Source organism: Streptomyces sp. NPDC005266, assembly GCF_040607655.1.
GTDB lineage: Bacteria > Actinomycetota > Actinomycetes > Streptomycetales > Streptomycetaceae > Streptomyces.
This window is the reverse complement of the sequence record NZ_JBEXHC010000007.1, coordinates 328,525-352,561: the sequence shown is the minus strand read 5'-3', so window position 1 is coordinate 352,561 and position 24,037 is coordinate 328,525. Positions and strand designations below refer to the sequence as shown.

Below are 24,037 nucleotides of genomic sequence, written 5' to 3'. Positions count from 1 at the left end.
GTGGTCGGCGCAGGAGGTCTTGATGCGTCCGAGCCCTCTCCCAGCGGTCGCGGGGGTCTACGGGTGGCACTTTAAGCAGGCGCCCCATCAGGACCTCAACGGCGGATGCCTGCTCTACGTCGGCATAGCCCCGCGGTTCATGGCGAACCGGACCAGCACTCAGAACCTGCGGAAGCGCGTGCGGTATCACTACCGGGGCGACGCGGCCGGATCGACGCTGCGGCTCACACTCGGCTGCCTGCTCGGGCTTGAGCTGCGCCGCGTGGGCAGCGGCAAGCGCATGACCTTCGGCAAGGTCGGCGAAGCGACCCTCAGTCAGTGGGTGGCAGAGAACGCGCGAGTGTGCTGGATCGAGCATGGCGAACCGTGGACCCTGGAGTCGGAGCTCATCTCTCAACTCGACCTGCCGCTAAACCTCGACCAGAACCGCCGCAACGCGTTCCACGGCCGCCTCAAGGACCTCAGGGCCGAAGCCCGTCGGCGGGCACGGGAGTTGCCCATCAGCGCGTAGACCATCGGGCTGACATCACCAGCTGACTGTGAGGATGTCGGTGGTGCCGCCCGAGGCGGTCTGACCCGCTGTGAGGATGTCGGTGGTGCCGCCCGAGGCGGTCTGACCCGCTGTGAGGATGTCGGTGGTGCCGCCCGAGGCGGTCTGACCCGCCAACTGACCGACGTGCGAGCTGTCTTGTTGATGAAATGTCGGCCGACTCGGGTGGTGCCGCCCTGCGCCCGGCCGGTCGGGCGTTTGTGACCTCATAGGAGCCCGACCAAAGGTCCCATCACAGTCTTGTCCTCCCGCCCGACCGGCGCGTGCCATCCCTCATGCGTCGCACGGAAGGACAGCACTCCTCAGCATGGCAGACGAGATAACGGTGATCGGCGGCGTCGACACACACACCGACTTCCACCAGGCCGCAGTGATCGACTCCATCGGCCGGCACCTGGCCACCGAGGCGTTTCCCACCACTCACGACGGCTACCGTCGGCTACTGGAGTGGCTCCGCTCGCACGGCGAGGTCATGGCCGTCGGCATCGAGGGCACCGGCGCCTACGGCTGCGAACTCGCCCGGCTGCTGCGGGCAAACCAGGTGACCGTGATCGAGGTGGACCGCCCTGACCGACGAGCCCGCAGGGCCAACGGCAAGTCCGACCCTGTAGACGCCTTCGCCGCGGCGACAGCCGTACTCTCCGGCCGGGCCAGCGGGACCCCCAAGACCCACGACGGCATCGTGGAGGCCATCCGCGCCCTGCGAGTGGTCCGCCGTTCGGCCGTCAAGGCCCGCACACAGATCATCAACCAGATCCGCACCCTCATCATCACCGCACCGGGCGAGGTCCGTGAGCGGCTGCGCACCCTGGCCCCCGCCGAGCTGATCAAGCAGCTGTCACGGTCCCGGCCCGGCACGGACACCCGCGATCCGGCCTGCGCGGTCAGGATCGCCCTGCGGCGCCTGGCCCGCCGCCACCAATACCTCACCGAGGAGATCTCCGACGCAGACGCCGAGCTGAAGTCGCTGGTGGGCGAAGCGGCACCCTCGCTGGTCGCACTGCCTGGAGTGGGCATCGAGACCGCCGCCCAGCTCCTGATCACCGCCGGCGACAACCCCGAGCGGCTCACCTCGGAGGCATCGTTCGCGCAGCTGTGCGCGGCAGCCCCCATCCAGGCCAGCTCGGGCCGCACCAACCGGCACCGCCTCAACCGCGGCGGCGACCGGCGAGCCAACCACGCACTCCACATGATCGCGCTGGTCCGCATGCGCTACGACCAACGGACCCAGAACTACGTCGCCCGCCGCACCGCCGAAGGCCTGTCCAAGAAGGACATCCTCCGCTGCCTCAAACGGTTCATCGCCCGCGAGGTCTACAAGCACCTCACCCGTCCCCATCACACACCGAAACCACTCACACAGACCGCTTGACGGCCTATAGGAGCGTCATCAACGACGGCGAACGACGGCGCACCGAAGCGGCCGCAGCCGGATCGACAAGCGACCACCGAGCACCGTTTCGGCATGCCATCCCGCAGGGTGATCGAACTTGTAAAGCGAAGGTCGTCGGTTCGAACCCGACAGTCGGTTCTGCCCGCGAGCAGCGGAAACGCCCCGGACGGTCTTTCGTCCGGGGCGTTTGGCATCACCCGTCCGGCACGATTCTTCAGTACCGCCACCGATGCCATGCCCCTGCGGCGCCTCACCTCAGCTTGGGCGTGATCCGCGGGCAGCCCGGGCGGGGCTCGGTGGCGATCACGTGCCCCAGCGGCGGGGGCAGGCAGTGCCATCACGGGAAACACCCCCAACAACCGCGCGGGCAACCCGTTCCCCACCTGCGTGGGGTGACGCCACGAAGGGGCGGTCCGTCGATGCAGGCCGCTGCCGTTCGTCGGTGGCGGCCTTCATCGCTGCTGGTCAGGTGCTTCTCCTCAGCCCCTTCTTTTGAGGTCCTCAGCCCCTTCTTTTGAGGCCCGCGCCCGTGAAGATCTTGGGGCTGTGGAGGTCGAGGAGGGGTTCCTTGACACCGTCCTTGGAGGTGTCGGTCCAGGCCCGGTTTCCGGCCTTGACCAGCCGGTTGCGGATGGCCAGCACGTCGGCGCGGTTCCTCGGGTTGTGGGCGGCGGCCAGCCAGGCGGCGGCTCCGGCCACATGGGGGGCGGCCTGGGAGGTGCCGCTGTAGTTGGAGTATCCGCTGTTCTTCCCGGTGGCCTGGATGCAGTCGCCGGGGGCGGCGATGTCGATGCCGCGGCCGAAGTTGCTGCCGCCGCCCCGGATGTGGTCGATCCACAGGGTGTCGTCGGTGTTCTTGTTCTTCTTGTTGCACCAGTCGTACGTGCCCTTGCCGCCGGACTTGCCGTCCGCGTCGCTGAGTGCGGAGACGGTGACGGCGTCGGGGACGTTGGCCGGGGTCTGGTGTTTGACGTCGCGCTTGTCGTTGCCGGCCGAGACCACGACCACGATGCCCTTGGAGATGGCGCGGTTGATGGCGTCCTTGATGGCGTGCGAGGTGTCGTCGTAACCCGCGCTCATGTTGGCGACTTCGATGGTCTTGGCGTGGGCGGTGACCCAGTCGAGGCCCGCGATCAGTTCGGAACTGCTGCCCTCGCCCGCGTCGTTGAGGGTTCTGATGGCCCACAGCCGGGCGCCGGGGGCGACACCGGTGTAGCCGATCTTGTTGTCGAGTTCGCCGACGATGCCGGCGACGTTGCTGCCGTGGCCGTTGGCGTCCGTTCCGGCGTTGTCCACGCACCGGGGGACGCCGCTGCAGTTCACCCGGTGGACGACGTTGAGGTCCGGGTGGTTGCGGGCGATGCCGGTGTCCAGGATGGCGACGTCCACGTCGACCCGCTGGTCGGTGCCGTCGCCGACCTTCAGTTTGCTGTTGGCCGCGGCCTTGATCCGCCGGACGCCGGTGGGGAGCCGCCGGCCGTCGGCGTGTCCGGTGATGTCGCGCTCGACATAGGACACGGCGGGGTGGGCGCGGAGGGCGTCCACCGCCTGGGGGGTCAGTTCGGCCGAGAAGCCGTTCAGCGCCGAGTGGTACACATGTCCGAGCCTGACCCCGTCGAGACCGTGGGCGACCCGGGTGGGGCGGGGCGCGTCACCCTTCAGCACCACGATGTAGGTGTGGTGGGACGGGACCTTCCCGCCCGGCATCGTGGCCCCGACGCCGGGCGGGATGCCGATGCTTGCCACCGCCAGGGACAGACCGGCGGTGAGGGCCCTTCTTCTCACGGTTCCTCCTGGTAGGGGCGTTCGCTCCGAGATTAAGCCTCCGTGGGCTCGGTGATCGGCGGCTGGGCCATAAGGGGGCGCGGAGTGTAGGGGAGGAGGGGCCGCTTCGTGGTCGCCTTTGAGCAGTCCTGACGAACGCGGTTTTTCGGCCACAGGAAGTTCTAAGGTTTCGGCTGCCCCAGCAGTCTCACGTAACACGGCTCCGCCATGCCGGAGTATCGCGTTGTCCAGGAGGCAGGATGCAATCTCATGCGCGCAACGACGGTGGACCGTTCACCCGTGGGCGCCTGCTCGCCGCCGGGCTCGCTCTCGCGACGATAGCCGCCGGGGCGACCGTATGGGCCTCCCAGAAGGAGGACGGGGGGAGTGAGTCGGTGGCGTCCCACATCCCGTCCGCCGGGGGCCACAACGCCGCGTCCGGCGCGGGAGGCGTGGGCAACGCGGCGGATTCGGGTCCGCTGAGCGAGCTGGACAAGACGTTCCTCGTCAAGGTCCGGCAGGCCGGGCTGTGGGAGATACCGGCGGGGCGGCTCGCGCAGGACCAGGCCTCCGGCGAGGCGATCAAGCGGGCCGGGATGCATCTCCTCGACGGGCACAGCAAGCTCGATCAGCTCGTGCGGGAGGATGCCAAGGCGCTGAACGTCTCCATCCCGGACGAGGCGTCGGCGGAGCAGCAGCAGTGGGTGAAGCAGTTGGAGAAGGCGAAGGGCACGGAGTTCGACCAGGTCTTCGTGGATCTGCTGCGTGCCTCGCACGGCAAGATCTTCATCGCCATCGGCGAGGTCCGCGCCGCCACCAAGAACCATATGATCCGCCGGCTGGCCAAGCAGGCCAACAACACCGTCATGGACCACATGGAGGTGCTGGAGGACACGGGTCTGGTGACCGACGCCGTGCTCGATGACGTGGGCGCCAGCGTGCCCAAGTAAGCCCGGGCGAGTCTGGCCGCGCGTCCGGGCCGTCAGCCGACGCGCTCGTTGTCCCATGCCCAGGCGGCGATGCCCACCCGGTTACGGACGTCCAACTTCCGCTGGATGTGGGCGAGATGCGTCTTGACCGTACTGGGCGAGATGAACAGCTCGCCCGCGATCTCCGCATTGGTCATGCCCTGGGCGACCAACTGGGCGATGTCCACCTCGCGTTCGGTCAGCGCGTCGATCGGCTGCTTGGCCTTCGGCTTGTCGTCCGGCACGTGCAGATGGCGCAGCAGCCGGACCGTCACCGAGGGGCTGATCGTGGCGTCACCGGCCATCGCCGCCCGGACCGCCTCCACGAGCAGTGTCGGCCCGGAGCGCTTGAGCAGAAAGCCGCAGGCACCGTTGCGCAGCGCGGCGTAGACGTATGCGTCCAGGTCGAAGGTGGTCACCACGACGACCTTCACGGGGTCGTCGACGCCCGCCCCGGCCAGCAGCCGGGTGACCTCCAGGCCGTTCAGCCGCGGCATCCGTTCAGCCGCGGCATCCGTACATCGGCGAGCACCACATCGGGCCGCAGTGTGCGGGCGAGTTCGACGGCCTGCAGACCGTCGCACGCCTCTCCTGCCACCTCCATGTCCGGCTGCGCGTCGAGGATCAGCCGGAACCCGATACGGACGGCGTCCTGGTCGTCGGCCAGGAGGATGCGGGTGGTCACCGCACCACGGTGGCCAGTCGGCCGTACGGGCCCCTCCGCCGATCGGCCGAAGCCGCGCCGCCGCCGGCGACTTCATGACCGACCCGCGCGCGTTCTCCCTGATCGTGCCCCCGTCCGAACGGCAGCCGGGACTCGCCGCGTTCCTGCACACCGCCCGTGCCCCGTGCTCCCTGCGCCCCGTGCGCGTCTCCATCCTGTCGAGTCCAAAGATGGGCAAAGAGACAGGAATGCGGTTGTTCTGATTCAGGTATGCGCATTCGGGTGTCCGTTATTCGCTGTCTCCACTTCCGGTATTCGCCATTCCGGTAGTCCGCATTCCGTATTCCGCACTCCGCATTCCGCTCCGCGCGTCCGCCCCGCCGCATGTGGAGTGAGGTGGCAGCAAGAGGACACCACGGGGAGGGTCAGTGGGCGATCAATGGGCGGAGGGTGGGCTATTTTGGGGTGCGTTGACTGTCGTACGCCACTCGGACTAGCCTCGACCTGGACTTGCTGGGTGAAGTGGTTTCATTTTAAGAGTCAACCAATACTGGGTGACGCACGCGGGGGACACCGAACTGAAGAAATCATCGGCGGATCATGTCTGCCGAATGAACTCACACGGGGGTGAGTGGTGTGTCATCTGTCCTGCCCAAGTCGGCTTGTGACGCCAAAGGGCGCGATATGGGCCTGGGGCCACCGGGTGGCGTCGGCGAGGAATTATCGCAGGAACTCCTCGAAGCGAGCGCCCTCCTGGAGCCCGCCGCGGTGCGCTGCCGCGACCGGTCGCGGCGGGACGCGGGGGTAGCCGTCCTCGACACGCTCCAGGACACCGGCGCGGCCACCGTGGCCCGGCTGGTCGCCGGTGCCACTCGCCGCGTTGACGTGGTGCTCGCGGCCGGCCCCGGCTACTCCCGGGCCGTCCATCAGGCGCTTGCCGAGCGGCTGTCCGCCCCCGGGGGCGAGCGGCTCGCGGTGCGGCTGCTGTACACCCCGGCCACCCTTGACCGCCGGTTCGTCCAGACGTACGCGGCGCAGCCGGGCGTCGAGGCCCGGATCGCCCGGATCCCGGCGCTCGCCGCCGTCATCGCCGACCATGAACACGCCTTGCTCTGCGCCGACTCGGCGGCCGGCGGCCGACCCTCGCTGATCCGTTCCGGCGGTGTGATCCGGCCGCTGCTCGCGCTCTTCGACGGAGTCTGGCGGAGCGCCGTGGTAGCGGCCGACCGCATCGACTTCGGCGATACGACCCGGACCGAGATCGCCCGGCGCGTTCTTCAGCGGCTGCGCGCCGGGAAGACCGACGATGTCGCCGCACGTGAGCTGTCCGTGTCGGTGCGCACCTACCGGAGATATGTGGCCGAAATTATGGCCGCGTTGGGCGCCACCTCGCGTTTTCAGGCCGGCGTGCGCGCCGCTGAACTGGGGCTATTGCTGAGGCAATCCGCACCCGCCGCCGTAGAGGAATAGCCGCTGTATCCGGTGGCCGGTGGCAGCTTCATGAAGTCTCGTTGCCGGAAGCCGACGTCATGGCTAGAAAAGAACGAGGGGAATTCGGGTCTCCGGTCCGTATGGTGAATCACGGATTCCGCTCACGGGGAGGCACGCAGACGATGACCGTCGGCATCGACAGCAAGTGGTTCCGCAGATACGGGACCGGGGGGACACCCCGCAGGCGGCTGGTCTGCCTGCCGCACGCGGGAGGCTCCGCGAGCTTCTTCCACAGCTGGGGAACAGCGCTCGCCGAACGGCCGGACGGCGAAAGGTCGGACGCCGAAACCGGGGGCATCCGCACCGAGGGCGTAGAAGTCCTGATCACCCGCTACCCCGGCCGCCAGGAGCGGCTGGCGGAGCCCGCCATCGACCATCTCGACGCGCTCGCCGACGAGGTCACCGCCGCGCTGCTGCCCTTCACGGACGCCCCGCTGACCCTCTTCGGCCACAGCATGGGCGCCTCGGTCGGCTACGAGGTGGCGCTGCGGCTGGAGAGCCGCCAGGGCATCGGCCTGGAGGCGCTGTTCGTGTCGAGCCGCAAGGCGCCCCATGCCGTCACCCCCCAGGACACCTATCGGCACGGTGATCAGGCGCTGCTGGACGAGGTCCGGCGGCTGGGCGGCACCGACGCCGACGTGCTGGACGACGTGGAGCTGCGGGAGGTCGTCCTGCCCGCGATCCGCGCCGACTTCAAGGCCGTGGGCACGTACGGACCCCGGCCGCCGATCCCCCTGAGCTGCCCCGTCGTCGCCCATGTCGGGGACCGCGACCCCGGGATCACCGAGGCCGATATGCGGGCCTGGGCCTCCGTGGCCCCGGTGGGCTTCGGCCTCACGGTGCTGCCCGGCGATCACTTCTACCTGGTCCAGCAGCGGGACGCCGTCCTCCGCGCGCTGGCCGCACACCTCGGCTGAGGACTGACTGCCATGTCCATCGCGTCGGTAACCGTCCCCACACCGCCCCGGCTGGAAAGCGGGGTCGGCGTACTCGACAAGGCGTCCCTGCTGCTGAGCGTGTTGGAGGCGGGACCGGCCACCCTGGCCACCCTCGTCTCCGCCACCGGCCTCAAGCGGCCCACCGTGCACCGGCTCGCGCTCGCCCTGGAGCGGCTGCGGCTGGTCGCCCGTGACGGAGAGGGACGCTTCGCGCTCGGCCCGCGCCTCGGGGACATGGTCGTCGAGGCCCGCCACGACCGGCTGCTGCGCTCCGCCGAGACCGTCCTCGGCCAACTGCGCGACGGCACCGGCGCCAGCGCGCGGCTCTACCGGCGCCGCGGCCAGCTGCGGGTCTGTGTGGCCACCGCCGAGGCGCGCGGCAGCGCCGCCGACACCGTGCCCATCGGCGGCGCGTTCCCGATGAAGTCCGGCGCCGTCGCCCAGGTGCTGCTCGCCTGGGACGAGCCCGAGCTGCTGTACGAGGGGCTGCGGGGCGCCCGGTTCAACGCGTCGATGCTCTCCGCGGTGCGGCGCCGCGGCTGGGCCCAGAGCTTCGGCGGCTGGCAGGCCGCCATGGCCACCGTCTCCGCCCCGGTCCGCGGCCCCGGTGGCCGGGTGATCGCCGCGGTGTCGCTGTCCGGGCCGGTCAGCCGGCTGACCCGGCATCCGGGGCGGCGGTACGGAAGCGACGCGATCGACGCGGCCATCGAGCTCAGCGAGGTGTCAGGCCGCTGACGGGCAGGGCGCCGACTGCCCGTATGACCGGCCGTCCGCGGTACGAGGAACGACGCCCCGGCGCGGCCTCATACGCGGGGGAGGTGGACGTCGCAGCCTCACGGGCGCGCCAGCGACGGAGGCGCGGCCTCATACGCGGGGGAGGTGGACGTTGCAGCCTCACGGGCGCGCCAGCGACGGAGGCGCGGCCTCATACGCGGGGGAAGTGGACGTCGCAGCCTCACGGGCGCGCCAGCGGCAGAGGCGCGGCCTCATACGCGGGGGAGGTGGGCGTCGCAGCCTCACGGGCGTGCCAGCGACGGAGGCGCGGCCTCATACGCGGGGGAAGCGGGCCTGGAGGTCCCACACCACCGGGTTCTCGCCGAGACCCTCGTGCATATCGGTGAGGTCGGCGATCAGATCGTGCAGAAAGTCGCGCGCCTCGCGTCGCAGCGCCGCGTGGTTGAAGGTGAGCGGGGCTTCCTCCGGTGGCACCCAGTCGGCGGTGATGTCCACCCAGCCGAAGCGGCGCTCGAAGAGCATGCGGTCGGTCGACTCGGTGAAGTCCAGCTCGGCGTGGACCGGCCTCGCGGAGCGGCTGCCGCGCGGGTCGCGGTCGAGCCGTTCCACGATGTCGCACAGCGCCCAGGCGAAGTCGAGCACCGGCACCCATCCCCAGGCTGTGGACAGCTCGCGGTCCGTCTTCGTATCGGCGATGTAGACGTCGCCGCAGAACAGATCGTGGCGCAGGGTGGGTACGTCCGCGCTCCGGTAGTCCGTCTGCGGCGGATCCGGGAAGCGACGGGAGAGGGAGTAGCCCAGGTCGATCACACGGCCGATGGTGTCACGAGGCGGCCGATGGGCAGGCGCCGGGCAGCCCCGGCGCCCTCCGCTGCGGCACGTCCGTGCTCCGGCTCCCTGCTCCGGCTTGGTGCTCCGGCTTCGTGCTCCGGCTCCCGTGCTCCGGCTCAGTGCCCGCGAGCGATCCATTCGTCCAGGTGCGGGGCCTCGTCCCCGATGGTGGTCGACTCGCCGTGCCCGGTGCGGACGACGCTCTGCGGCGGCAGCGCCAGCAGCCGCTCCCGGATGGACTCGATGATCGTCGGGAAGGACGAGTACGAGCGCCCGGTCGCGCCGGGGCCACCCTTGAACAGCGTGTCCCCGGTGAAGACCGTGGTCAGCGCCGGGGCGTGCAGACAGACCGCGCCGGGGGAGTGGCCGGGGGTGTGCAGCACGCGCAGCTGGGTGCCGGCGACGGTGAGCATGTCCCCGTCGGCGAGCGTCTTGTCAGGGGCGCGGTCCGGGTGGCACATCCGCCACAGCACCTCGTCGTCCGGGTGCAGCAGGATCGGCGCGCCGGTGCGGTCGGCGACGGCCGGGGCCGCGTCGATGTGGTCGTCGTGGCCGTGGGTGGAGATGATCCCGAGCAGCCGCCGGCCGCCGATGGCCTCGACGATGGCGTCGGCGTCATGGGCGGCGTCGATGACGTACACCTCGTTGTCGTCGCCGACGAGCCAGACGTTGTTGTCCACCTCCCAGGTGCCGCCGTCCAGGGAGAAGGTGCCGGAGGTGACGAGGTGGTCGACGCGTACGGGCGGGGGCGTCATCACAGCGTCACCACCGAACGGAGCACCTCACCGCGCTGCATCTTGGCGAACGCGTCCTCGATGTCGTCGAGCCCGATCGTCTCGCTGACGAACGCGTCGAGGTCCAGCCGCCCCTGCAGATACAGATCGATCAGCATCGGGAAGTCACGGGAGGGCAGACAGTCGCCGTACCAGGACGACTTCAGCGCGCCGCCGCGCCCGAAGACGTCGAGCAGCGGCAGCTCCAGCTTCATCTCGGGGGTCGGAACGCCGACCAGAACGACCTTCCCGGCCAGGTCACGGGCGTAGAACGCCTGCTTGTACGTCTCGGGGCGGCCGACCGCCTCGATGACGACATCGGCGCCGTTGCCGTCGGTCAGCTCCCGTACGGCCTCGACGACATCGGTGCTGTTGCCGTTGATGGTGTGGGTGGCGCCCAGCGAACGGGCCCACTCCAGCTTCCGGTCGTCCAGGTCCACCGCGATGATCTTCACGGCTCCGGCGAGCCGGGCCCCGGTGACCGAGGCGCAGCCGACGCCGCCACAGCCGATGACGGCGACCGAGTCGCCGCGCTCGACCGGGGCCGTGTTGATGGCCGCGCCGATGCCGGCCATCACCCCGCAGCCGAGCAGCCCGGCCGCGGCCGGGGACGCCTTCGGGTCGACCTTGGTGCACTGCCCCGCCGCCACCAGCGTCTTCTCGGCGAACGCACCGATGCCGAGCGCGGGCGTCAGCGGGGTGCCGTCGGTGAGGGTCATGGGCTGGGCCGCGTTGTGGGTGTTGAAGCAGTACCACGGACGGCCGCGGCGGCAGGCCCGGCACCGGCCGCACACCGCCCGCCAGTTGAGGATCACGAAGTCGCCCGGGGCCACGTCGGTGACGTTGTCGCCGACGGACTCCACGATGCCCGCCGCCTCATGGCCGAGCAGGAATGGGAATTCGTCATTGATGCCGCCCTCCCGATAGTGCAGATCGGTGTGGCAGACACCGCATGTCTGGACGCGCACCACCGCCTCGCCTGGTCCGGGGTCCGGCACCACGATCGTCTCGATCCTGACCTGCTCGCCCTTGCCGGGGGCCACCACGCCGCGTACCTGTTGAGTCATGGCAGCAGCGTAAGTGTGGATCAACGGCCACGACAGGAACGGGCCGCACCGGTTTCCCGGTGCGGCCCGTTCCTGCTGCGGGCGGGAGGCTTACTTCACGTTGATCGCGGTCCAGGCGGCCGCGACCGCCTTGTACTCGGCGCTGGTCGACCCGTAGAGGTCGGCCGCCGCGCTGAGCGTGCCGGTGCGGGCCTGCGCGTACTTGGTGGTGGAGGTGAAGTACGTGGTCAGGGCCTTGTACCAGATCTTGACGGCCTTGTCCCGGCCGATGCCGGTGACGGTGGAGCCGTCGTAGGTCGGGCTGTTGTAGCTCACACCGTTGATGACCTTCGCGCCGCTGCCCTCGGACAGCAGATAGAAGAAGTGGTTGGCGGGCCCGGAGGAGTAGTGGACGTCGATGCCGCCGAGCGAGGAGGACCAGTAGTCCTTGGAGGCGCCGTCCTTGCTGGGCTTGTCCTGGTAGCGCAGCGGGGTGCCGTCGCCGTTGATGTTGATCTTCTCGCCGATGAGGTAGTCACCGGGGTCCGCGGAGTTGCCCGAGTAGAACTCCACGGCGGTCGCGAAGATGTCGGAGGTGGCCTCGTTGAGACCGCCGGACTCGCCGCTGTAGTTCAGCTTGGCGGTGGCCGCGGTCACCCCGTGGCTCATCTCGTGGCCGGCCACGTCGAGCGAGGTCAGCGGGTTGGCGTTGCCCGAGCCGTCGCCGTAGGTCATGCAGAAGCAGGAGTCCTGCCAGAAGGCGTTGACGTAGTTGTTGCCGTAGTGGACGCGGGAGTACGAGCCCACGCCGTTGTTCTTGATGCCGTTGCGGCCCAGCACGTTCTTGTAGAAGTCCCAGGTCTCGGCGGCACCGTAGTGCGCGTCGACGCCGGCGGTCTGACGGCCGCCGCCCCATACGTCGTCGGCGTCGGTGAACAGCGTGCCGGTGCCCGAGGTGCCCTGGTTCAGGTCATATGTCTTGTGGTTGCCGCGGGTGGCGTCGGTGAGGCTGTACGTCGAGCCGCTCTTGGTGGTGCCCAGCGGCACCGTGCCGCTGTACTTGCTGGTGCCGGTGCCGGTCTCGACGCCTTGCCACTGGCTGAGCCTCTTGCCGGTCGCGGCGTCCGTGACGACGTGCAGCTCGCTCGGCGTGCCGTCCGCCTGCGTACCGGTGACGACGGTCTCCCAGGCCAGCACGGGCTTGCCGGTGGCCGCCCAGACCACCTTCCGCGGCGACTTGGCCCTCTCGCCGCGATCGGCCTTCGGCACGGCCTTCAGCGCGCTCGTGGACGCGGCGGAGGCGGCCACCTCGGCGGTGGTGCCGGCCACGGCTATCCGGGCGCCGATGGCCTTGGTGACGGAGCGCTTGCCGCTCGCCTTCTTGTGGACGACCAGGTCGCCGCCGAGGACGGGCAGCCCCGCGTAGGTGCGCTCATAGCGGGTGTGAACGGTCCCGTCCGCGTCCTTGACGACGTCCCGGACGAGCAGCTTCTCCTTGGCCCCGAGCCCGAGGGACTCGGCCTGCGCGGAGGCGTCCGCCTGCGCCGCCTTGATCGCGGTGGTGCGCTGCGCGGCGGTCAGCGGAAGCGCCGTGGCGCCCGCCTCACGCGCCCGCTCCGGCTGGGCTGCGGCCTGACCGGTCTGCACACCGACGACGACCATGGCGGCGGAGGCGATGAACGCTGCCGCGCGGACGGTCTTCTTGCGGGGGGAGGAAGCGATAGGTCTCACTCGATCTCCTTGCCTGGGGACCGCTGGGTCGCGGCCCTGCGTAGGGGGTGCGGACGGCCGTGGGTGGGCCGTCCGGTGGTGCAGGAGTGGTGCGAGTGGTGCGGTTGGCTCACTGCGGAGTCAGAAGACGCGCAGTGGCCGACCAGAGATTGTCATCGAACGACCGATCGGGACAGGTCCGTAACAAGAATTTGACGTCCCGTTGTTCAAGCGCGGGCGGATTCGGTCACCTGCGGATGCCGACCGGCTGAGGCGGCCGATGGCCTCAGCCGGCCGGGCGAGCAGCCGCCGCGGGGCGGTGGACACCTCGCGGGACGGCTCGGTGCCCATGGGGGCATGACGGCTCATCAGCCGATATCGCATCAGCGAGTTCTGATCCCCAGCACGCGGCACGCAAACGGCAAGGGCCGCCCCTCACGGGGGCGGCCCTTGGCTGTTGGCCCGTCAGGGCGTCAGACGCTGACGCCGAAGTCCTGGGCGATGCCCGCCAGGCCCGAGGCGTAGCCCTGGCCCACGGCGCGGAACTTCCACTCCGCCCCGTTCCGGTACAGCTCGCCGAAGACCATGGCGGTCTCGGTGGCCGCGTCCTCGCTGAGGTCGTAGCGGGCGATCTCGGTGCCGCCGGCCTGGTTGACGATGCGGATGTACGCGTTCCGGACCTGGCCGAAGTTCTGGCTGCGGGACTCGGCGTCGTAGATCGAGACCGGGAAGACGATCTTCTGGACGTCGGCGGGCAGCGCGGCCAGATTCACGTTGATCTGCTCGTCGTCGCCCTCGCCCTGGCCCGTGACGTTGTCACCGGTGTGGACGATGGTCTGGTCCGGGGTCGCCTTGTTGTTGAAGAACACGAAGTGCTGGTCGGAGTAGACCTTGCCGTTCCCGTTCACGGCGATGGCGCTCGCGTCCAGGTCGAAGTCGGTGCCCGTGGTGGTGCGGACGTCCCAGCCGAGGCCGACCGTGACGGCGGTCAGGCCCGGTGCCTCCTTGGTGAGCGAGACGTTGCCGCCCTTGGACAGGCTTACAGCCATGGGGAGTCCCTTTCGTGGTCTCTGTGGTCCGAGTCGACGGGCCCTGCACCGGACGACCGACCGGGCAAAGCTGCCGTCACCCTCCACAACGCCATCAAGGCCCCAACAGGTTCCAGCTCTCTTTACTTTCTTTGCCAAACCCTGATGTCCCACCCTGCCCGCACGGCACATGCCGGCAAAACGAGATGACGGCGCAGGGGTCCGCGCGCGACCATGGACCCATGTCCGCGCCCTATGTCATCCGTGGCTCGGTCTCCCTGCCGGAGGCCGAGCTCATGTGGCGTTTCTCGCGGTCCTCCGGGCCCGGCGGACAGCATGTCAACACCAGTGACAGCCAGGTCGAGCTGCGTTTCGACCTCGCCCGCACCGAGGCGCTTCCGCCCGTATGGAAGCAGCGTGCGCTGGAGCGGCTGGCGGCGCGGCTGGTGGACGGGGTGGTGACCGTACGGGCCTCGGAGCACCGTTCGCAGTGGCGCAACCGGGAGACGGCCGCCGTACGGCTCGCCTCGCTGCTCGCGGAGGCCACCGCGCCGCCGCCCAAGCCGCGCCGCCCCACCCGGATCCCACGCGGCATCAACGAACGACGCCTGCGCGAGAAGAAACAGCGGAGCGAGACCAAGCGCGGCCGCACCGGCCGTGGCTGGACATAGCGCCTGGCCGACCTGTCCCCAGCCCCGCCGTGTCCCCAGCCCCGCCGTGTCCCGTGTCCGGCCTGACCCAGCCGGCCGTATCCCCTGCCCGGCGCCCCCGGCCTCACCCCAGCGTCCGGTAGCGCCCCCGGAAGTGGATGAGCGGCCCGCCCGCCGTGCCCGACGCCCCCGGCCTCACCCCAGCGTCCGGTAGCGCCCCCGGAAGTGGATGAGCGGCCCGCCCTCCGTGCCCGGCGTCGCGGCCGCGAGCACTCGCCCCACCACCAGCGTGTGGTCCCCGGCCGTCACCCGCTGCTCGGTGCGGCACTCCAGTGTCGCCAGCGCCCCCGGCCTCACCCCAGCGTCCGGTAGCGCCCCCGGAAGTGGATGAGCGGCCCGCCCGCCGTGCCCGGCGTCGCGGCCGCGAGCACTCGCCCCACCACCAGCGTGTGGTCCCCGGCCGTCACCCGCTGCTCGGTGCGGCACTCCAGCGTCGCCAGCGCCCCCGCGACGAGCGGGGCGTCTGCCTCCGTGCCCCGTACCAGGGGGATGTCCTGGAACAGCAGTCGGTCGCTGACGCGTCCCTTCATCGCGAAGCGGCCCGCGATATGCCGCTGACTCTCCGACAGGACCGACACCGCCCAGAGCGGCTGCCGGTCCAGCAGGTCGTCCATCCGGGAGCCGTTGCGCACGCTCACCATGACCAGCGGCGGGTCGAGTGATACGGACATGAACGCGGTGGCCGTCATGCCGACGTCCTCGCCGCTCGGCCCCTCGTCCGGGTCGTGCGCGGTCACCAGCACCACCCCCGCGGCGAATCGCGACAGCGCGGCGCGGAACTCGTCCTCACTCACCCCACCAGCATGCGGGACGGCCGCCTCGGCGGCGGAAGCGGTCACCGGGGCGGGGTCGGAGGCGGAGTCGAGGGCAGGGTCGGAAGCGCGGTCGGCGGCATGTGCGGAAGGCGTCGTAGGGAACACACCTCGAACGCTAACCGGGCTCACCCGGTCGGCGCATCGGGCTCCCGGACCACACGGGGCGTAGGCCCTCGGCCGTAGGCCGGGCACCAGGCCGGATGCCACATCCGGACACCCGGTGCGGGTATCCGGGCCGGCCGCCGCCCGGATACCAGCGGAGGTCGGTGATGGCCAGACTCCGGCGTTACGGAATTTGCGTTCAGAAAAAGTTGGGAGCGCTCCCATACGCTCCCTCCATGGCATGAACACGTTCTGTGACATGAGTCACAGCAGCCAGTAATTGTTGACCCTGTGTACCGAGTGGGCAGCTCGCTGTGATTCAGTGGCCGTGGCAATCGGACGACAAGAAGCCAGGAGTTGCTGTCGAGGTCTCGGGGGAGTGCGAGCGATGGAGACCGAGTCGGAGCCTTACATCCGCCTTGCGACCCTGCGGCAGCTGCACCAGGTGGTCGCCGATCTCAATACCGCCCGGAGCCTCGCCGACACCCTGCAGGCCGTGGCCGACGGCGTGATCGCCGGACTCGGCTTCGAGCTCTCGGCCGTCAATCTCGTCCGCCCCGACGGTGACCTGGTCGTGGCCGCCGTCGGCGGCAGCGCCGGTGCCGAGGCCCTGATGGCCGGGCGGGTCGGCTCCCGCGGCTCCTGGGAGCGCCGGCTGTCCATGGGCGACCGCTGGGGCGATCTGCGCTTCATCCCGTACACCGAGGGCTGGGTCCTCGACGACGACGACGTCCCGCAGTGGCACACCCCGGGGCCCGCGCCCCGCTTCGCCGACGAATGGCATCCGATGGACCGGCTGTTCGCCCCGCTGTACGCGGCGGGCGCGTCCGGCGGCGAGCTCATCGGCGTCATCTCCGTCGACCGGCCGCGCAATGGGCGCCGCCCCGGCGCATGGGGTCGCGAGGCCCTCCAGATGTACGCCTTCCACGCCGCGATAGCGATCGGGAACGCCCGGCTGCGCGCGAACATGCAGCGCGCCCTGCTGCGCCTGGAGCGCGAGCAGCAGGCCCTGCGGGCCAGCGAGGAGTCCTTCCGGCAGGCGTTCGAGTACGCGCCCAGCGGCATGGCCATCGCCGAGATGGGCGGCGACCAGCACGGCCGGCTGCTGCGCACCAACGACGCCCTGTGCCGGCTGCTGGGCCGCCCCGCGTCCGCGATGCGCCGCTATTCGTTCTCCGATCTCGTCCACCCCGAGGACATCGGCACCCTGCTGCGCACCTCCGCCGAGGGCGGCCGCTCCGAGCTGCGGCTGGCCCGCCGCGACGGCAGCTACGTCTGGGTGTCGCTGCGCAACAGCGTGGTCGCCGACGCCGCCGACGGCCCGCGCTTTCTGCTCACCCATGTCGAGGACATCGAGGAGCGCAAGCGCCATGAGCTGCAGCTCGCCCACCGCGCGAGCCATGACTCCCTGACCGGCCTGCCCAACAGCGCCGAGCTGCGCGCCCGCCTCGGGGCCCGGCTGTGCGCCACTCCGCCGGCCCCTGACCGCCCGGGGTACGCGGGCGAGGCCGTCGGGCCCGCGGGTCTCCATGTGGACGAGAGCGGCCAGCTGCACGGCTTCGACGAGTTCGAGAGCTTCGGCAGCCCGCCGCCCGCCGCAGGGGTCCCGTTCGACGGCCATGTGCACACCAGCGCGCCGAACGAGGACAGCGCCGCCGACGACGGCCACAAGGGGCTCGCGGTGCTCTTCTGCGACCTCGACGGCTTCAAGTCCATCAACGACCGGTTCGGGCACCACGCGGGCGACGCCGTCCTCATCGAGGTCGCCCGCAGGCTGACCAACGGCGTACGGGACGGGGACACGGTCGCCCGCCTCGGCGGTGACGAGTTCGTCGTCCTCGCCGACGGTCTCGGCCGGGCCGACGCCGAGGACCTGGCCGTCCGGCTGCGTAACGCGATCATCCCGCCGATCCGGGTGGACGGCCGGGCGGTCCGGGTGGGGGCCAGCTTCGGAATCGGCTGGGCCGGCTGCGGAATGTCGGCCGAAGAGGTGCTGCACTCCGCTGACCAGCGGATGTATATCGAAAAGCGGTCCCGTTCGAAGGACCGCAGACGGGCCGGATGAGGCCGGGCCGGGCCCCGGGATTCCCACTGCCCCGCCCCGGTCACGGTAGGCTGCGCCGATGCGGCCCTGCCGCCGACAGTGAACCGATCATGAATATTGGCCATCCGGACAGCGCACGTCCCTGCTGAGGGCCCTGTCGGCCTGATATGAGCTGTCGTGGCGCGTACGCATCCTTGCGCCGATGGCCATATGCATAGGGGAGTGACGAGGGATGACGGCCGGCAACAACGGCTCGGACACACCGGAGAACGACGACCCGTTCGCCTACCTGTACCGCTCGGAGGGCGACCAGGGGGGCCAGGGCGGCCAGTCGGGTCAGCCGGGTGCCGCCCCGCGCACCGGCGGCTACGGCTACCCCGGCCCGGCGCAGCCGGGGGTCCCCCGTACCTCGTACAACCACGTTCGCGCGGTGGGCGAGCGCACCTACGGCCAGCAGGTGCCGAACCAGCAGCAGAACCAGCAGCAGTACGGCCAGCAGGGCGGCTACGGGCGGCAGAACGCCCACTACGCCGCCCCCGAGACCCTCCCCGGCGGCGCCGCCCCCCGCCAGGCCGCCCCGCGCGGCGGCCACGGCGGTGGCGGCCGGGGCCCCAACAACAAGGGGCTCCTGATCGGCGCGCTGTCGGTGGTCGCCGTCGTCATTGTCGGCATCGGCGTCGCGATGATCACCAATGGGGACGACGACGAGGGTGGCAAGGGCGACCCGGCCGGGGGCGAGCCCACGGCGGCGTCCAGCGTCAAGCCCAGCGAGACCGCGAAGCCCACCAAGGGACCGAACCAGAAGCTGCCCACCGAGGACGCCGTGAACATGCGGCTGGCCGGCGGCGCGGCCCCCGCGTCCGACATCAAGGGCGCCAAGGCCAAGGGCGGTATGTACGTCGGCGGCCTCAACGCGCCCGGATCCTCCGCGACCTGGACCGTGGACGTCGACAAGGGCAAGCAGTACAAGCTGTACGTGGGCTACGGGGTGCCCGGCGAGGACCAGAGCATGTCGCTGACGGTCAACGGGCAGAAGGAATCCCGGCCGCTCAACATGAAGAACTTCGCCGGCGCGCCGCAGGGCGACTTCGAGAAGGGCTGGACATACACCTACTCCCTCGTCCACCTCAACCAGGGCACCAACACGATCACCGTGTCCTGCGACGCCGGCGACAAGTGCAACGCCAACCTCGACCAGCTGTGGCTTAAGAAGGGCTGAGGCCCGGCCTGTCCGACGGGCCCGCCGGCCCCGTCACGCCGCCACGGGGCGCTCGGTGACCTCGACCCGGCCCAGCAGCTCGTCATAGGCCGACCGGTCGAACTCGCCCGCCGCCGGGGCCCGTACCGCCGCCGCCGACAGGGCCACCGCGCGCGCCAGCCGGTCCGGCCACGGCACCTCGTCGACGAGCCCGGACAGCAGCCCCGCGACCGCCGCGTCCCCGGCCCCCGTCGGATTGCCGGCGAGGCGGCGCGGCGGGGTGGCGTGCCAGCTGCCCTGGGAGGTGACCGCGAGTATGCCGTCGGGGCCCAGCGAGGCGGCCACGGCGCGCGCCCCGCGCCGCCGGGCGTCCCGCGCGGCGCGCAGCGGATCGGTGGAGCCGGTGAGCCCGGCGAGCTCGTCGGCGTTGGGCTTGACGACATGGGGGCGGGCGGCGATGCCCCGGCGCAGCGGTTCGCCGCTGGTGTCCAGCAGCGTGGGCACGCCCGCCGCGTGGGCCTCCCGGATGAGCTGGGCGTACGTACCGACGGGGACGCCGGGAGGCAGGCTGCCGCACAGCGCGACCGCCGATGCCTCGCTCAGCAGCCCGGTGTAGGTGTCGAGGAAGGCGGACCACTCGGGGGTGGTGACGACCGGGCCGGGCTCGTTGAGCTGGGTGGTGTCGCCGGTCGCGCCGTCCACGAGGCCGATGGTGCGCCGGGTCGTACCGGCGATCGGCACGAGCGCGTCGGTGATCGCACCGCGCGGCGTCCCCCGGCCGTCGCCGGGCCCCGCGTGCCCGGTGAGCCCCGCGTGCCCGGTGAGTCCGGTGAGTCCGCTGAGCAGCTCCCGCAGCACCGTGCCCGTCACCCCGCCGACGAAGCCGGTGACGACGGTGTCATGGCCCAGCGCGGCGAGCACCCGCGCGACGTTGACCCCCTTGCCGCCGGGCCGTTCGGTGACCTCGGTGACGCGGTGGGTGGTGTGGGGGCGCAGTTGGGGCACCCGGTAGGTGATGTCGAGGGCGGTGTTGAGCGTGACCGTCAGAATCACCCTGGCATCCCCTCTTCCGTCCCCCCGCCGGACGGAGATCCTGTGCTGAAGCGTGCGACTGTGTGCCGAGCGGTGCCCGTGCCTGAGCGATCATGCCAAAGCCTGTGCTGTCCGCCCAGTCCTCCGGGGGGTTCAGCACACCTCGCCGCGGCCCAAAATCAAGCGGGCTCAGCCCAGTTCGGGACGGACCACCCAGTGGCCGCGCCGCATCACGCCCCGGATCCGGAAGTCCTCGCCGAGGACGACGAGGTCCGCGTCCTTGCCCGGCTCCAGCGAGCCCACCCGGTCGGCGATGCCCAGCACCCGGGCGGGCGTCCCGGACAGCGCCCGCACGGTCTGTTCGACGCTCAGCCCGTCGACCGTCACGGCCCGCCGGAAGGCGAGGTCGAGGGTGAGGGTGGAGCCCGCGATCGAACCGGCCGTCGGCCCGTCGCTGATCCGCGCGACGCCCCCCTTGACCTCGACCTCCATGGGGCCGAGCGGATAGCGCCCGTCGCTCATGCCCGCGGCGCCCATCGCGTCGGTGATGAAGGCGACCCGGTCGGCGCCCGCGCGGTGGAACGCCAACTGGAGGACGGCCGGATGCAGATGCGTACCGTCGTTGATCAGCTCGATGGTGACCCGCTCGTCCTCCAGCAGCGCGGCGACCGGGCCGGGCTCGCGGTGCAGCAGCGCCGGCATCGCGTTGAACAGGTGGGTCGCCACGGTCGCGCCCGCCTCGACGGCCTCCAGTGCCGCCTCGTAACCGGAGTCGGTGTGACCGACGGCCGCGAGGACACCGTGGTCGGCGAGCAGCCGTACGGACTCCAGGCCGCCGGGCAGCTCGGGCGCGAGCGTCATCATCCGGGCGGTGCCGCGCGCGGCGTCGAGGAGCTTGCGGACGTCCGCGGGGTCGGGCGCGCGCAGCAGCGACGGCTGGTGGGCGCCGCAGCGGTGCGGCGAGATGAACGGCCCCTCGAAGTGGACGCCGGCCAGCTCGCCTTGTTCGACCAGTTCCGAGAGGACCGCCGCCTGCCGGGCGAGGTCGTCGAGGTCGCCGGTGACGGTGGAGGCGAGCATCGTCGTGGTGCCGTGCTCCCGGTGGGTACGGGCGGCGGTCAGGGCTTCCTCGGGGCTGCCCGCCGAGAAGGACCCGCCGCCGCCGCCGTGTACGTGCATGTCGATGAAGCCGGGGACGACCCAGCAGCCGGACAGGTCCAGCACCTCGGCGCCGGACTGGTCCCGCGTGGCGTCGCCGGACTGGTCCAGCACCTCGGCGCCGGACTGGTCCCGCGTCGCGTCTCCGGACTGGTCCCGCGTCGCGTCGCCGGACCGATCCGGCACCGCGCCGCCCTGGGGTGCTCGCTCCGCGTCCGTGCCCGCCCCGGCGATGCGCGTGTCCTCGACCGTCACCCGCCCGCTGTCGACCACGCCTCCCGGCAGCACCACCCGGGCGCCCGTGAGAACCGTTCGCGTTGGCTGGACCATCAGGCGGATACCTCCGTGGAGAGCGTGGAGAGTCGATCCCAGGCGAGCAGACCCGCGCCCAGGCATCCGGCGGTGTCCCCGAGGGCCGCCGGGACGATGTGGGGGAGCTTCTGGAAGGTGATCCGCTCCTCGACCGCCGTGCGCAGCGGTGTGAACAGCGTCTCCCCGGCCTCGGCCAGCCCACCTCCGACGATCAGCACACCGGGATCCAGCAGGGTGACGGCGGTGACCAGGCCGTCGGCGAAGGCGCCGACCATTTCCCGCCACACTGCCATGGCCCTCGGGTCCCCGGACGCGACCGCGTTGGAGCAGTCGGCGGCGTCCGCCGAGGGGTCGCCGCTCGCCTCGGCCCAGGCGCGGCCGAGGGCGGACGCCGAGGCGAACATCTCCAGGCAGCCCGACTGACCGCAGCCGCAGAGGGGGCCACCCGGCCGGACGACGATATGGCCGATTTCCCCCGAGGAGCCGTGCGCCCCGGGGTCGATCCGGCCCTCGATGCCAATGGCGCCCGCGATGCCGGTGCCCACCGATACGAACAGAAACCGGTCCGCGCCCTGGCCCGCTCCTATCCGCCCCTCGGCCAGCCCGCCCATCCGCACGTCGTGCCCGAGTGCGACGGGGATCCCGCCGAGCCGCTCGGACAGCAGCGCGCGCAGCGGTACGTCGCGCCAGCCGAGGTTGGCGGAGAAGACGGCCACCCCGCGGTCCTCGTCGAGGACTCCGGGCACGCCGACGCCTGCCGCCGCGGCCGGTCCGCCGAACCGCCGCTCGCCGAGCTCGCGCAGCGCGGCGGCGAAGTCGAGGATCGCGGTGACGACCGCCTCGGGTCCGCGCTCCCGCCCGGTGGGCCGCCTGGCCTCATGGAGCAGGGTGTTGTCCGCCCCGATCAGGGCGGCCTTCATGCCGGTGCCGCCCACATCCAGGGCGATGACGTGTTTCACGAGAACAGTCTCGCGCGATCCCCCATTAAAGGTCTAGTCCACTCGCCGCTTCGGCCCGGAAGATCGAGCCTCTTCCGCTCTCGGTGACGCTGACCCGTTCTCGCCCTTGATTCCGGTGCGCACCGGGGGATCGTGGCGGCGTGACAGATTCCACTTAGAGGTGTGAGACTGCCCGGAGCAGGGGAGGCGAGAGCCCCATGCTGGAGCGATATGCGCATGGTGTAGACCTTGTGGGGGTTTGCAGGGCAGACTCGCTCGACTTCGGGGGACCAACCCCGGAGGATGTATCAAGCAACAGGGTGGGAAGCAGCGGTGCAGCGGCGACGGTTCTTGGGTCTGACGACGGCAGGTGTCGCGGCGGCGGCGACGGCGCCCGCCTTGACGGCCTGCGGCGGCGGCAGCGCCGGTTCGAGCGGTGACGGCGTTCTGAAGGTGGTCGCGGCCGACTACGGCGACAGCGCCGAGAACACCTCCCAGAAGTACTGGGACAAGCTGGCCCGCGCGTTCGAGTCCAAGAACGGCGACATCAAGATCGACGTCAAGGTCTACAGCTGGACCGAGGTCGACAAGCGGGTCGCCGGCATGGTCAAGAACGGCCAGGCCCCGGACATCGCCCAGATCGGCGCGTACGCCGACTACGCCGCGGCGGGCAAGCTCTACCGCGCCGACCAGATGCTCTCCATCCCCACCCAGGCCGGTTTCATCACCTCGATCGAGCACGCGGGCGAGGTCAGCCGCGTGCAGTACGGGCTGCCCTTCGTCGCCAGCGCCCGGGTGCTCTTCTACAACAAGAAGCTCTTCGACGCCGCGGGCATATCCTCCGCCCCCACCTCCTGGGACGAGCTGAAGCAGGCCGCGGTGGCGCTCAAGGCGAACGGTGTGCGGATACCCTACGGGCTGCCGCTCGGCCCCGAGGAGTGCCAGGCCGAGACCATGATGTGGATGCTCTCCGGCGGTGGCGGCTACACCGACACCAACGGCAGCTACACCATCGACTCGGCCCAGAACATCAAGACCTTCGAGTGGCTCCGGGACGAGTTGGTCGGCGCGGGCCTCACCGGCCCCGGCTCCCCGGCCCACACCAACCGCCAGGACGTCTTCGACGCCTTCACCCGGGGCGAGGTCGGCATGCTCAACGGCCACCCGACCCTGATGCAGCAGGCGCCCGGCCACGGCATCAAGTACGCCACCGCGCCGCTGCCCGGCCGCAAGGGCAAGTCCCGCGCGACGATGGGCGTCGCCGACTGGCTCATGGCCTTCAAGCAGAACGGCAACCGCCAGTCCATCGGCAGGTTCCTCGACTTCGTCTACAGCGACCAGAACGTGCTCGACTTCGCCACCGAGTACGACTTGCTGCCGGTGACCACATCCGCCTCCGCGGCGATGCGGGCCGACCACGACTACAAGCGGCTGTGGCGGTTCCTGGACACGCTGGAGAGCGCCGAGTTCTACCCGGCCGACAAGACCTCCTGGGCGAGCATCAGCAAGCTGATCAAGGAGAAGATCGGCTCGACGGTGGAGAAGGGCGGCGACCCGGCGAGCGTCCTGGGCGAGATCCAGCGCGAGGCCGACGCCCTGGAGAACGCGGGGACGTGACGGTGGACATGCCCGGTCCCACGGACGACGCCACCGACGAGCCGGCCGAGCCGGCCGAGCCGGCCGGGCTGGCCGAGCCGGCCGGGCTGGCCGAGCCGGCCGGGCTGGCCGAGCCGGCCGGGCTGGCCGAGCCGGCCGGGCTGGCCGAGCCGGCCGAGGTGGCCGAGGTGGCCGGGCTGGCCGAGGTGGCCGGGCTGGCCGGGTCGGCGGGGCTGGACGA

At 70.9% G+C, this 24,037-nt stretch carries 23 protein-coding genes and 2 pseudogenes; 12 read left to right on the top strand and 13 right to left on the bottom strand.

Annotation, left to right across the window (positions count from 1 at the left end):
• Positions 1 to 139: 139 nt before the first annotated feature.
• Entirely contained in the window at positions 140 to 511 is a 372-nt protein-coding gene (locus ABZU99_RS17225; RefSeq protein WP_356045647.1) for a GIY-YIG nuclease family protein, read from the top strand.
• A 15-nt stretch (positions 512 to 526) separates the two neighbouring features.
• Here ABZU99_RS17225 and ABZU99_RS17220 read toward each other — a convergent pair whose 3' ends face one another.
• Entirely contained in the window at positions 527 to 667 is a 141-nt protein-coding gene (locus tag ABZU99_RS17220; RefSeq protein ID WP_356045649.1) for a hypothetical protein, read from the bottom strand.
• Between the two features lie 190 nt (positions 668 to 857).
• Here ABZU99_RS17220 and ABZU99_RS17215 point away from each other — a divergent pair, with 190 nt between their 5' ends.
• Positions 858 to 1,922 (top strand): IS110 family transposase, encoded by a 1,065-nt coding sequence (locus tag ABZU99_RS17215; RefSeq protein ID WP_356045650.1) that lies wholly within the window; start codon positions 858 to 860, stop codon positions 1,920 to 1,922.
• Between the two features lie 522 nt (positions 1,923 to 2,444).
• On the opposite strand, the gene ABZU99_RS17210 is transcribed toward ABZU99_RS17215, so the two are convergent.
• Positions 2,445 to 3,728 (bottom strand): S8 family serine peptidase, encoded by a 1,284-nt coding sequence (locus tag ABZU99_RS17210; RefSeq protein WP_356045652.1) that lies wholly within the window; start codon positions 3,726 to 3,728, stop codon positions 2,445 to 2,447.
• Between the two features lie 239 nt (positions 3,729 to 3,967).
• Here ABZU99_RS17210 and ABZU99_RS17205 point away from each other — a divergent pair, with 239 nt between their 5' ends.
• Positions 3,968 to 4,657 carry a DUF4142 domain-containing protein gene (locus tag ABZU99_RS17205; RefSeq protein ID WP_356045654.1) on the top strand — a complete coding sequence of 230 codons (690 nt, stop codon included), beginning with the start codon at positions 3,968 to 3,970 and terminating at the stop codon, positions 4,655 to 4,657.
• Positions 4,658 to 4,689: 32 nt separating this feature from the next.
• Here the strand turns inward: ABZU99_RS17205 and ABZU99_RS17200 are convergent.
• Positions 4,690 to 5,360, bottom strand: a pseudogene (locus ABZU99_RS17200) (response regulator transcription factor).
• Between the two features lie 74 nt (positions 5,361 to 5,434).
• Here ABZU99_RS17200 and ABZU99_RS17195 point away from each other — a divergent pair.
• From ABZU99_RS17195 to ABZU99_RS17180, 4 genes are all read left to right on the top strand, one after another.
• Positions 5,435 to 5,602, top strand: a complete 168-nt coding sequence (locus ABZU99_RS17195) for a hypothetical protein (RefSeq protein WP_356045656.1) — start codon at positions 5,435 to 5,437, stop codon at positions 5,600 to 5,602.
• A 373-nt stretch (positions 5,603 to 5,975) separates the two neighbouring features.
• Positions 5,976 to 6,809: a helix-turn-helix transcriptional regulator gene (locus ABZU99_RS17190; protein ID WP_356045658.1), complete on the top strand. Its 834-nt coding sequence runs from the start codon at positions 5,976 to 5,978 to the stop codon at positions 6,807 to 6,809.
• A gap of 143 nt (positions 6,810 to 6,952) precedes the next feature.
• Positions 6,953 to 7,747, top strand: coding sequence for an alpha/beta fold hydrolase (locus tag ABZU99_RS17185; protein WP_356045660.1), 795 nt, complete (start codon positions 6,953 to 6,955; stop codon positions 7,745 to 7,747).
• Positions 7,748 to 7,759: 12 nt separating this feature from the next.
• Positions 7,760 to 8,503 (top strand): IclR family transcriptional regulator C-terminal domain-containing protein, encoded by a 744-nt coding sequence (locus ABZU99_RS17180; RefSeq protein WP_355948923.1) that lies wholly within the window; start codon positions 7,760 to 7,762, stop codon positions 8,501 to 8,503.
• Between the two features lie 312 nt (positions 8,504 to 8,815).
• Here ABZU99_RS17180 and ABZU99_RS17175 read toward each other — a convergent pair whose 3' ends face one another.
• The 5 genes from ABZU99_RS17175 to ABZU99_RS17155 form a co-directional block, all read right to left on the bottom strand.
• The gene (locus ABZU99_RS17175; protein ID WP_356045662.1) at positions 8,816 to 9,313 is read right to left on the bottom strand and encodes a hypothetical protein; all 498 of its coding nucleotides are present in this window, start codon (positions 9,311 to 9,313) and stop codon (positions 8,816 to 8,818) included.
• A 137-nt stretch (positions 9,314 to 9,450) separates the two neighbouring features.
• A complete protein-coding gene (locus ABZU99_RS17170; RefSeq protein ID WP_356045664.1) occupies positions 9,451 to 10,089 on the bottom strand; it encodes an MBL fold metallo-hydrolase in 639 nt (212 codons plus the stop codon).
• Entirely contained in the window at positions 10,089 to 11,174 is a 1,086-nt protein-coding gene (locus ABZU99_RS17165) for an S-(hydroxymethyl)mycothiol dehydrogenase (protein ID WP_355948914.1), read from the bottom strand. Before ABZU99_RS17165 ends, ABZU99_RS17170 begins: the two co-directional genes overlap by 1 nt.
• 90 nt (positions 11,175 to 11,264) lie before the next feature.
• On the bottom strand, positions 11,265 to 12,884 hold the full coding sequence (locus tag ABZU99_RS17160; protein WP_356045666.1) for a M4 family metallopeptidase: 1,620 nt from the start codon (positions 12,882 to 12,884) through the stop codon (positions 11,265 to 11,267).
• Positions 12,885 to 13,336: 452 nt separating this feature from the next.
• Entirely contained in the window at positions 13,337 to 13,912 is a 576-nt protein-coding gene (locus tag ABZU99_RS17155; RefSeq protein ID WP_355948908.1) for a TerD family protein, read from the bottom strand.
• Positions 13,913 to 14,133: 221 nt separating this feature from the next.
• Between ABZU99_RS17155 and arfB the strand changes: the two genes are divergently transcribed.
• Complete coding sequence (gene arfB / locus ABZU99_RS17150) at positions 14,134 to 14,562, top strand: alternative ribosome rescue aminoacyl-tRNA hydrolase ArfB (RefSeq protein ID WP_356045668.1); 429 nt, start codon at positions 14,134 to 14,136, stop codon at positions 14,560 to 14,562.
• A gap of 174 nt (positions 14,563 to 14,736) precedes the next feature.
• Here arfB and ABZU99_RS17145 read toward each other — a convergent pair whose 3' ends face one another.
• Both ABZU99_RS17145 and ABZU99_RS17140 read right to left on the bottom strand, forming a co-directional pair.
• Positions 14,737 to 14,898 (bottom strand): flavin reductase family protein, encoded by a 162-nt coding sequence (locus ABZU99_RS17145; RefSeq protein ID WP_356045670.1) that lies wholly within the window; start codon positions 14,896 to 14,898, stop codon positions 14,737 to 14,739.
• On the bottom strand, positions 14,895 to 15,395 hold the full coding sequence (locus tag ABZU99_RS17140; RefSeq protein ID WP_356045849.1) for a flavin reductase family protein: 501 nt from the start codon (positions 15,393 to 15,395) through the stop codon (positions 14,895 to 14,897). Before ABZU99_RS17140 ends, ABZU99_RS17145 begins: the two co-directional genes overlap by 4 nt.
• Positions 15,396 to 15,906: 511 nt before the next feature.
• Here ABZU99_RS17140 and cdgB point away from each other — a divergent pair.
• Together cdgB and ABZU99_RS17130 are read left to right on the top strand one after the other, a co-directional pair.
• Complete coding sequence (gene cdgB, locus ABZU99_RS17135) at positions 15,907 to 17,583, top strand: diguanylate cyclase CdgB (protein ID WP_355948902.1); 1,677 nt, start codon at positions 15,907 to 15,909, stop codon at positions 17,581 to 17,583.
• A gap of 211 nt (positions 17,584 to 17,794) precedes the next feature.
• On the top strand, positions 17,795 to 18,781 hold the full coding sequence (locus ABZU99_RS17130; protein ID WP_355948899.1) for a carbohydrate-binding protein: 987 nt from the start codon (positions 17,795 to 17,797) through the stop codon (positions 18,779 to 18,781).
• A 33-nt stretch (positions 18,782 to 18,814) separates the two neighbouring features.
• Here ABZU99_RS17130 and ABZU99_RS17125 read toward each other — a convergent pair whose 3' ends face one another.
• From ABZU99_RS17125 to ABZU99_RS17115, 3 genes are all read right to left on the bottom strand, one after another.
• Positions 18,815 to 19,813, bottom strand: a complete 999-nt coding sequence (locus ABZU99_RS17125) for a 1-phosphofructokinase family hexose kinase (RefSeq protein ID WP_356045672.1) — start codon at positions 19,811 to 19,813, stop codon at positions 18,815 to 18,817.
• A 168-nt stretch (positions 19,814 to 19,981) separates the two neighbouring features.
• Positions 19,982 to 21,280: an N-acetylglucosamine-6-phosphate deacetylase gene (nagA, locus tag ABZU99_RS17120; RefSeq protein ID WP_356045674.1), complete on the bottom strand. Its 1,299-nt coding sequence runs from the start codon at positions 21,278 to 21,280 to the stop codon at positions 19,982 to 19,984.
• Positions 21,280 to 22,221: an ROK family protein gene (locus ABZU99_RS17115; RefSeq protein ID WP_355948891.1), complete on the bottom strand. Its 942-nt coding sequence runs from the start codon at positions 22,219 to 22,221 to the stop codon at positions 21,280 to 21,282. Before ABZU99_RS17115 ends, nagA begins: the two co-directional genes overlap by 1 nt.
• Positions 22,222 to 22,533: 312 nt before the next feature.
• Between ABZU99_RS17115 and ABZU99_RS17110 the strand changes: the two genes are divergently transcribed.
• Together ABZU99_RS17110 and ABZU99_RS17105 are read left to right on the top strand one after the other, a co-directional pair.
• On the top strand, positions 22,534 to 23,817 hold the full coding sequence (locus ABZU99_RS17110) for an extracellular solute-binding protein (RefSeq protein ID WP_356045676.1): 1,284 nt from the start codon (positions 22,534 to 22,536) through the stop codon (positions 23,815 to 23,817).
• An 8-nt stretch (positions 23,818 to 23,825) separates the two neighbouring features.
• Positions 23,826 to 24,037 (top strand): annotated as a pseudogene (locus tag ABZU99_RS17105) (ABC transporter ATP-binding protein); the annotation flags it as partial.

What these genes read in the sequence shown, in the direction of transcription:
- ABZU99_RS17170 (WP_356045664.1), bottom strand. Translation starts at nt 10,089, where the DNA reads ATGACGCCCCCGCCCGTACGCGTCGACCACCTCGTCACCTCCGGCACC.
- ABZU99_RS17185 (WP_356045660.1), top strand. Translation starts at nt 6,953, where the DNA reads ATGACCGTCGGCATCGACAGCAAGTGGTTCCGCAGATACGGGACCGGG.
- ABZU99_RS17165 (WP_355948914.1), bottom strand. Translation starts at nt 11,174, where the DNA reads ATGACTCAACAGGTACGCGGCGTGGTGGCCCCCGGCAAGGGCGAGCAG.
- ABZU99_RS17195 (WP_356045656.1), top strand. Translation starts at nt 5,435, where the DNA reads ATGACCGACCCGCGCGCGTTCTCCCTGATCGTGCCCCCGTCCGAACGG.
- arfB (WP_356045668.1), top strand. Translation starts at nt 14,134, where the DNA reads ATGTCCGCGCCCTATGTCATCCGTGGCTCGGTCTCCCTGCCGGAGGCC.
- ABZU99_RS17155 (WP_355948908.1), bottom strand. Translation starts at nt 13,912, where the DNA reads ATGGCTGTAAGCCTGTCCAAGGGCGGCAACGTCTCGCTCACCAAGGAG.
- ABZU99_RS17225 (WP_356045647.1), top strand. Translation starts at nt 140, where the DNA reads ATGGCGAACCGGACCAGCACTCAGAACCTGCGGAAGCGCGTGCGGTAT.
- ABZU99_RS17180 (WP_355948923.1), top strand. Translation starts at nt 7,760, where the DNA reads ATGTCCATCGCGTCGGTAACCGTCCCCACACCGCCCCGGCTGGAAAGC.
- cdgB (WP_355948902.1), top strand. Translation starts at nt 15,907, where the DNA reads ATGGAGACCGAGTCGGAGCCTTACATCCGCCTTGCGACCCTGCGGCAG.
- ABZU99_RS17130 (WP_355948899.1), top strand. Translation starts at nt 17,795, where the DNA reads ATGACGGCCGGCAACAACGGCTCGGACACACCGGAGAACGACGACCCG.
- nagA (WP_356045674.1), bottom strand. Translation starts at nt 21,280, where the DNA reads ATGGTCCAGCCAACGCGAACGGTTCTCACGGGCGCCCGGGTGGTGCTG.
- ABZU99_RS17205 (WP_356045654.1), top strand. Translation starts at nt 3,968, where the DNA reads ATGCAATCTCATGCGCGCAACGACGGTGGACCGTTCACCCGTGGGCGC.
- ABZU99_RS17215 (WP_356045650.1), top strand. Translation starts at nt 858, where the DNA reads ATGGCAGACGAGATAACGGTGATCGGCGGCGTCGACACACACACCGAC.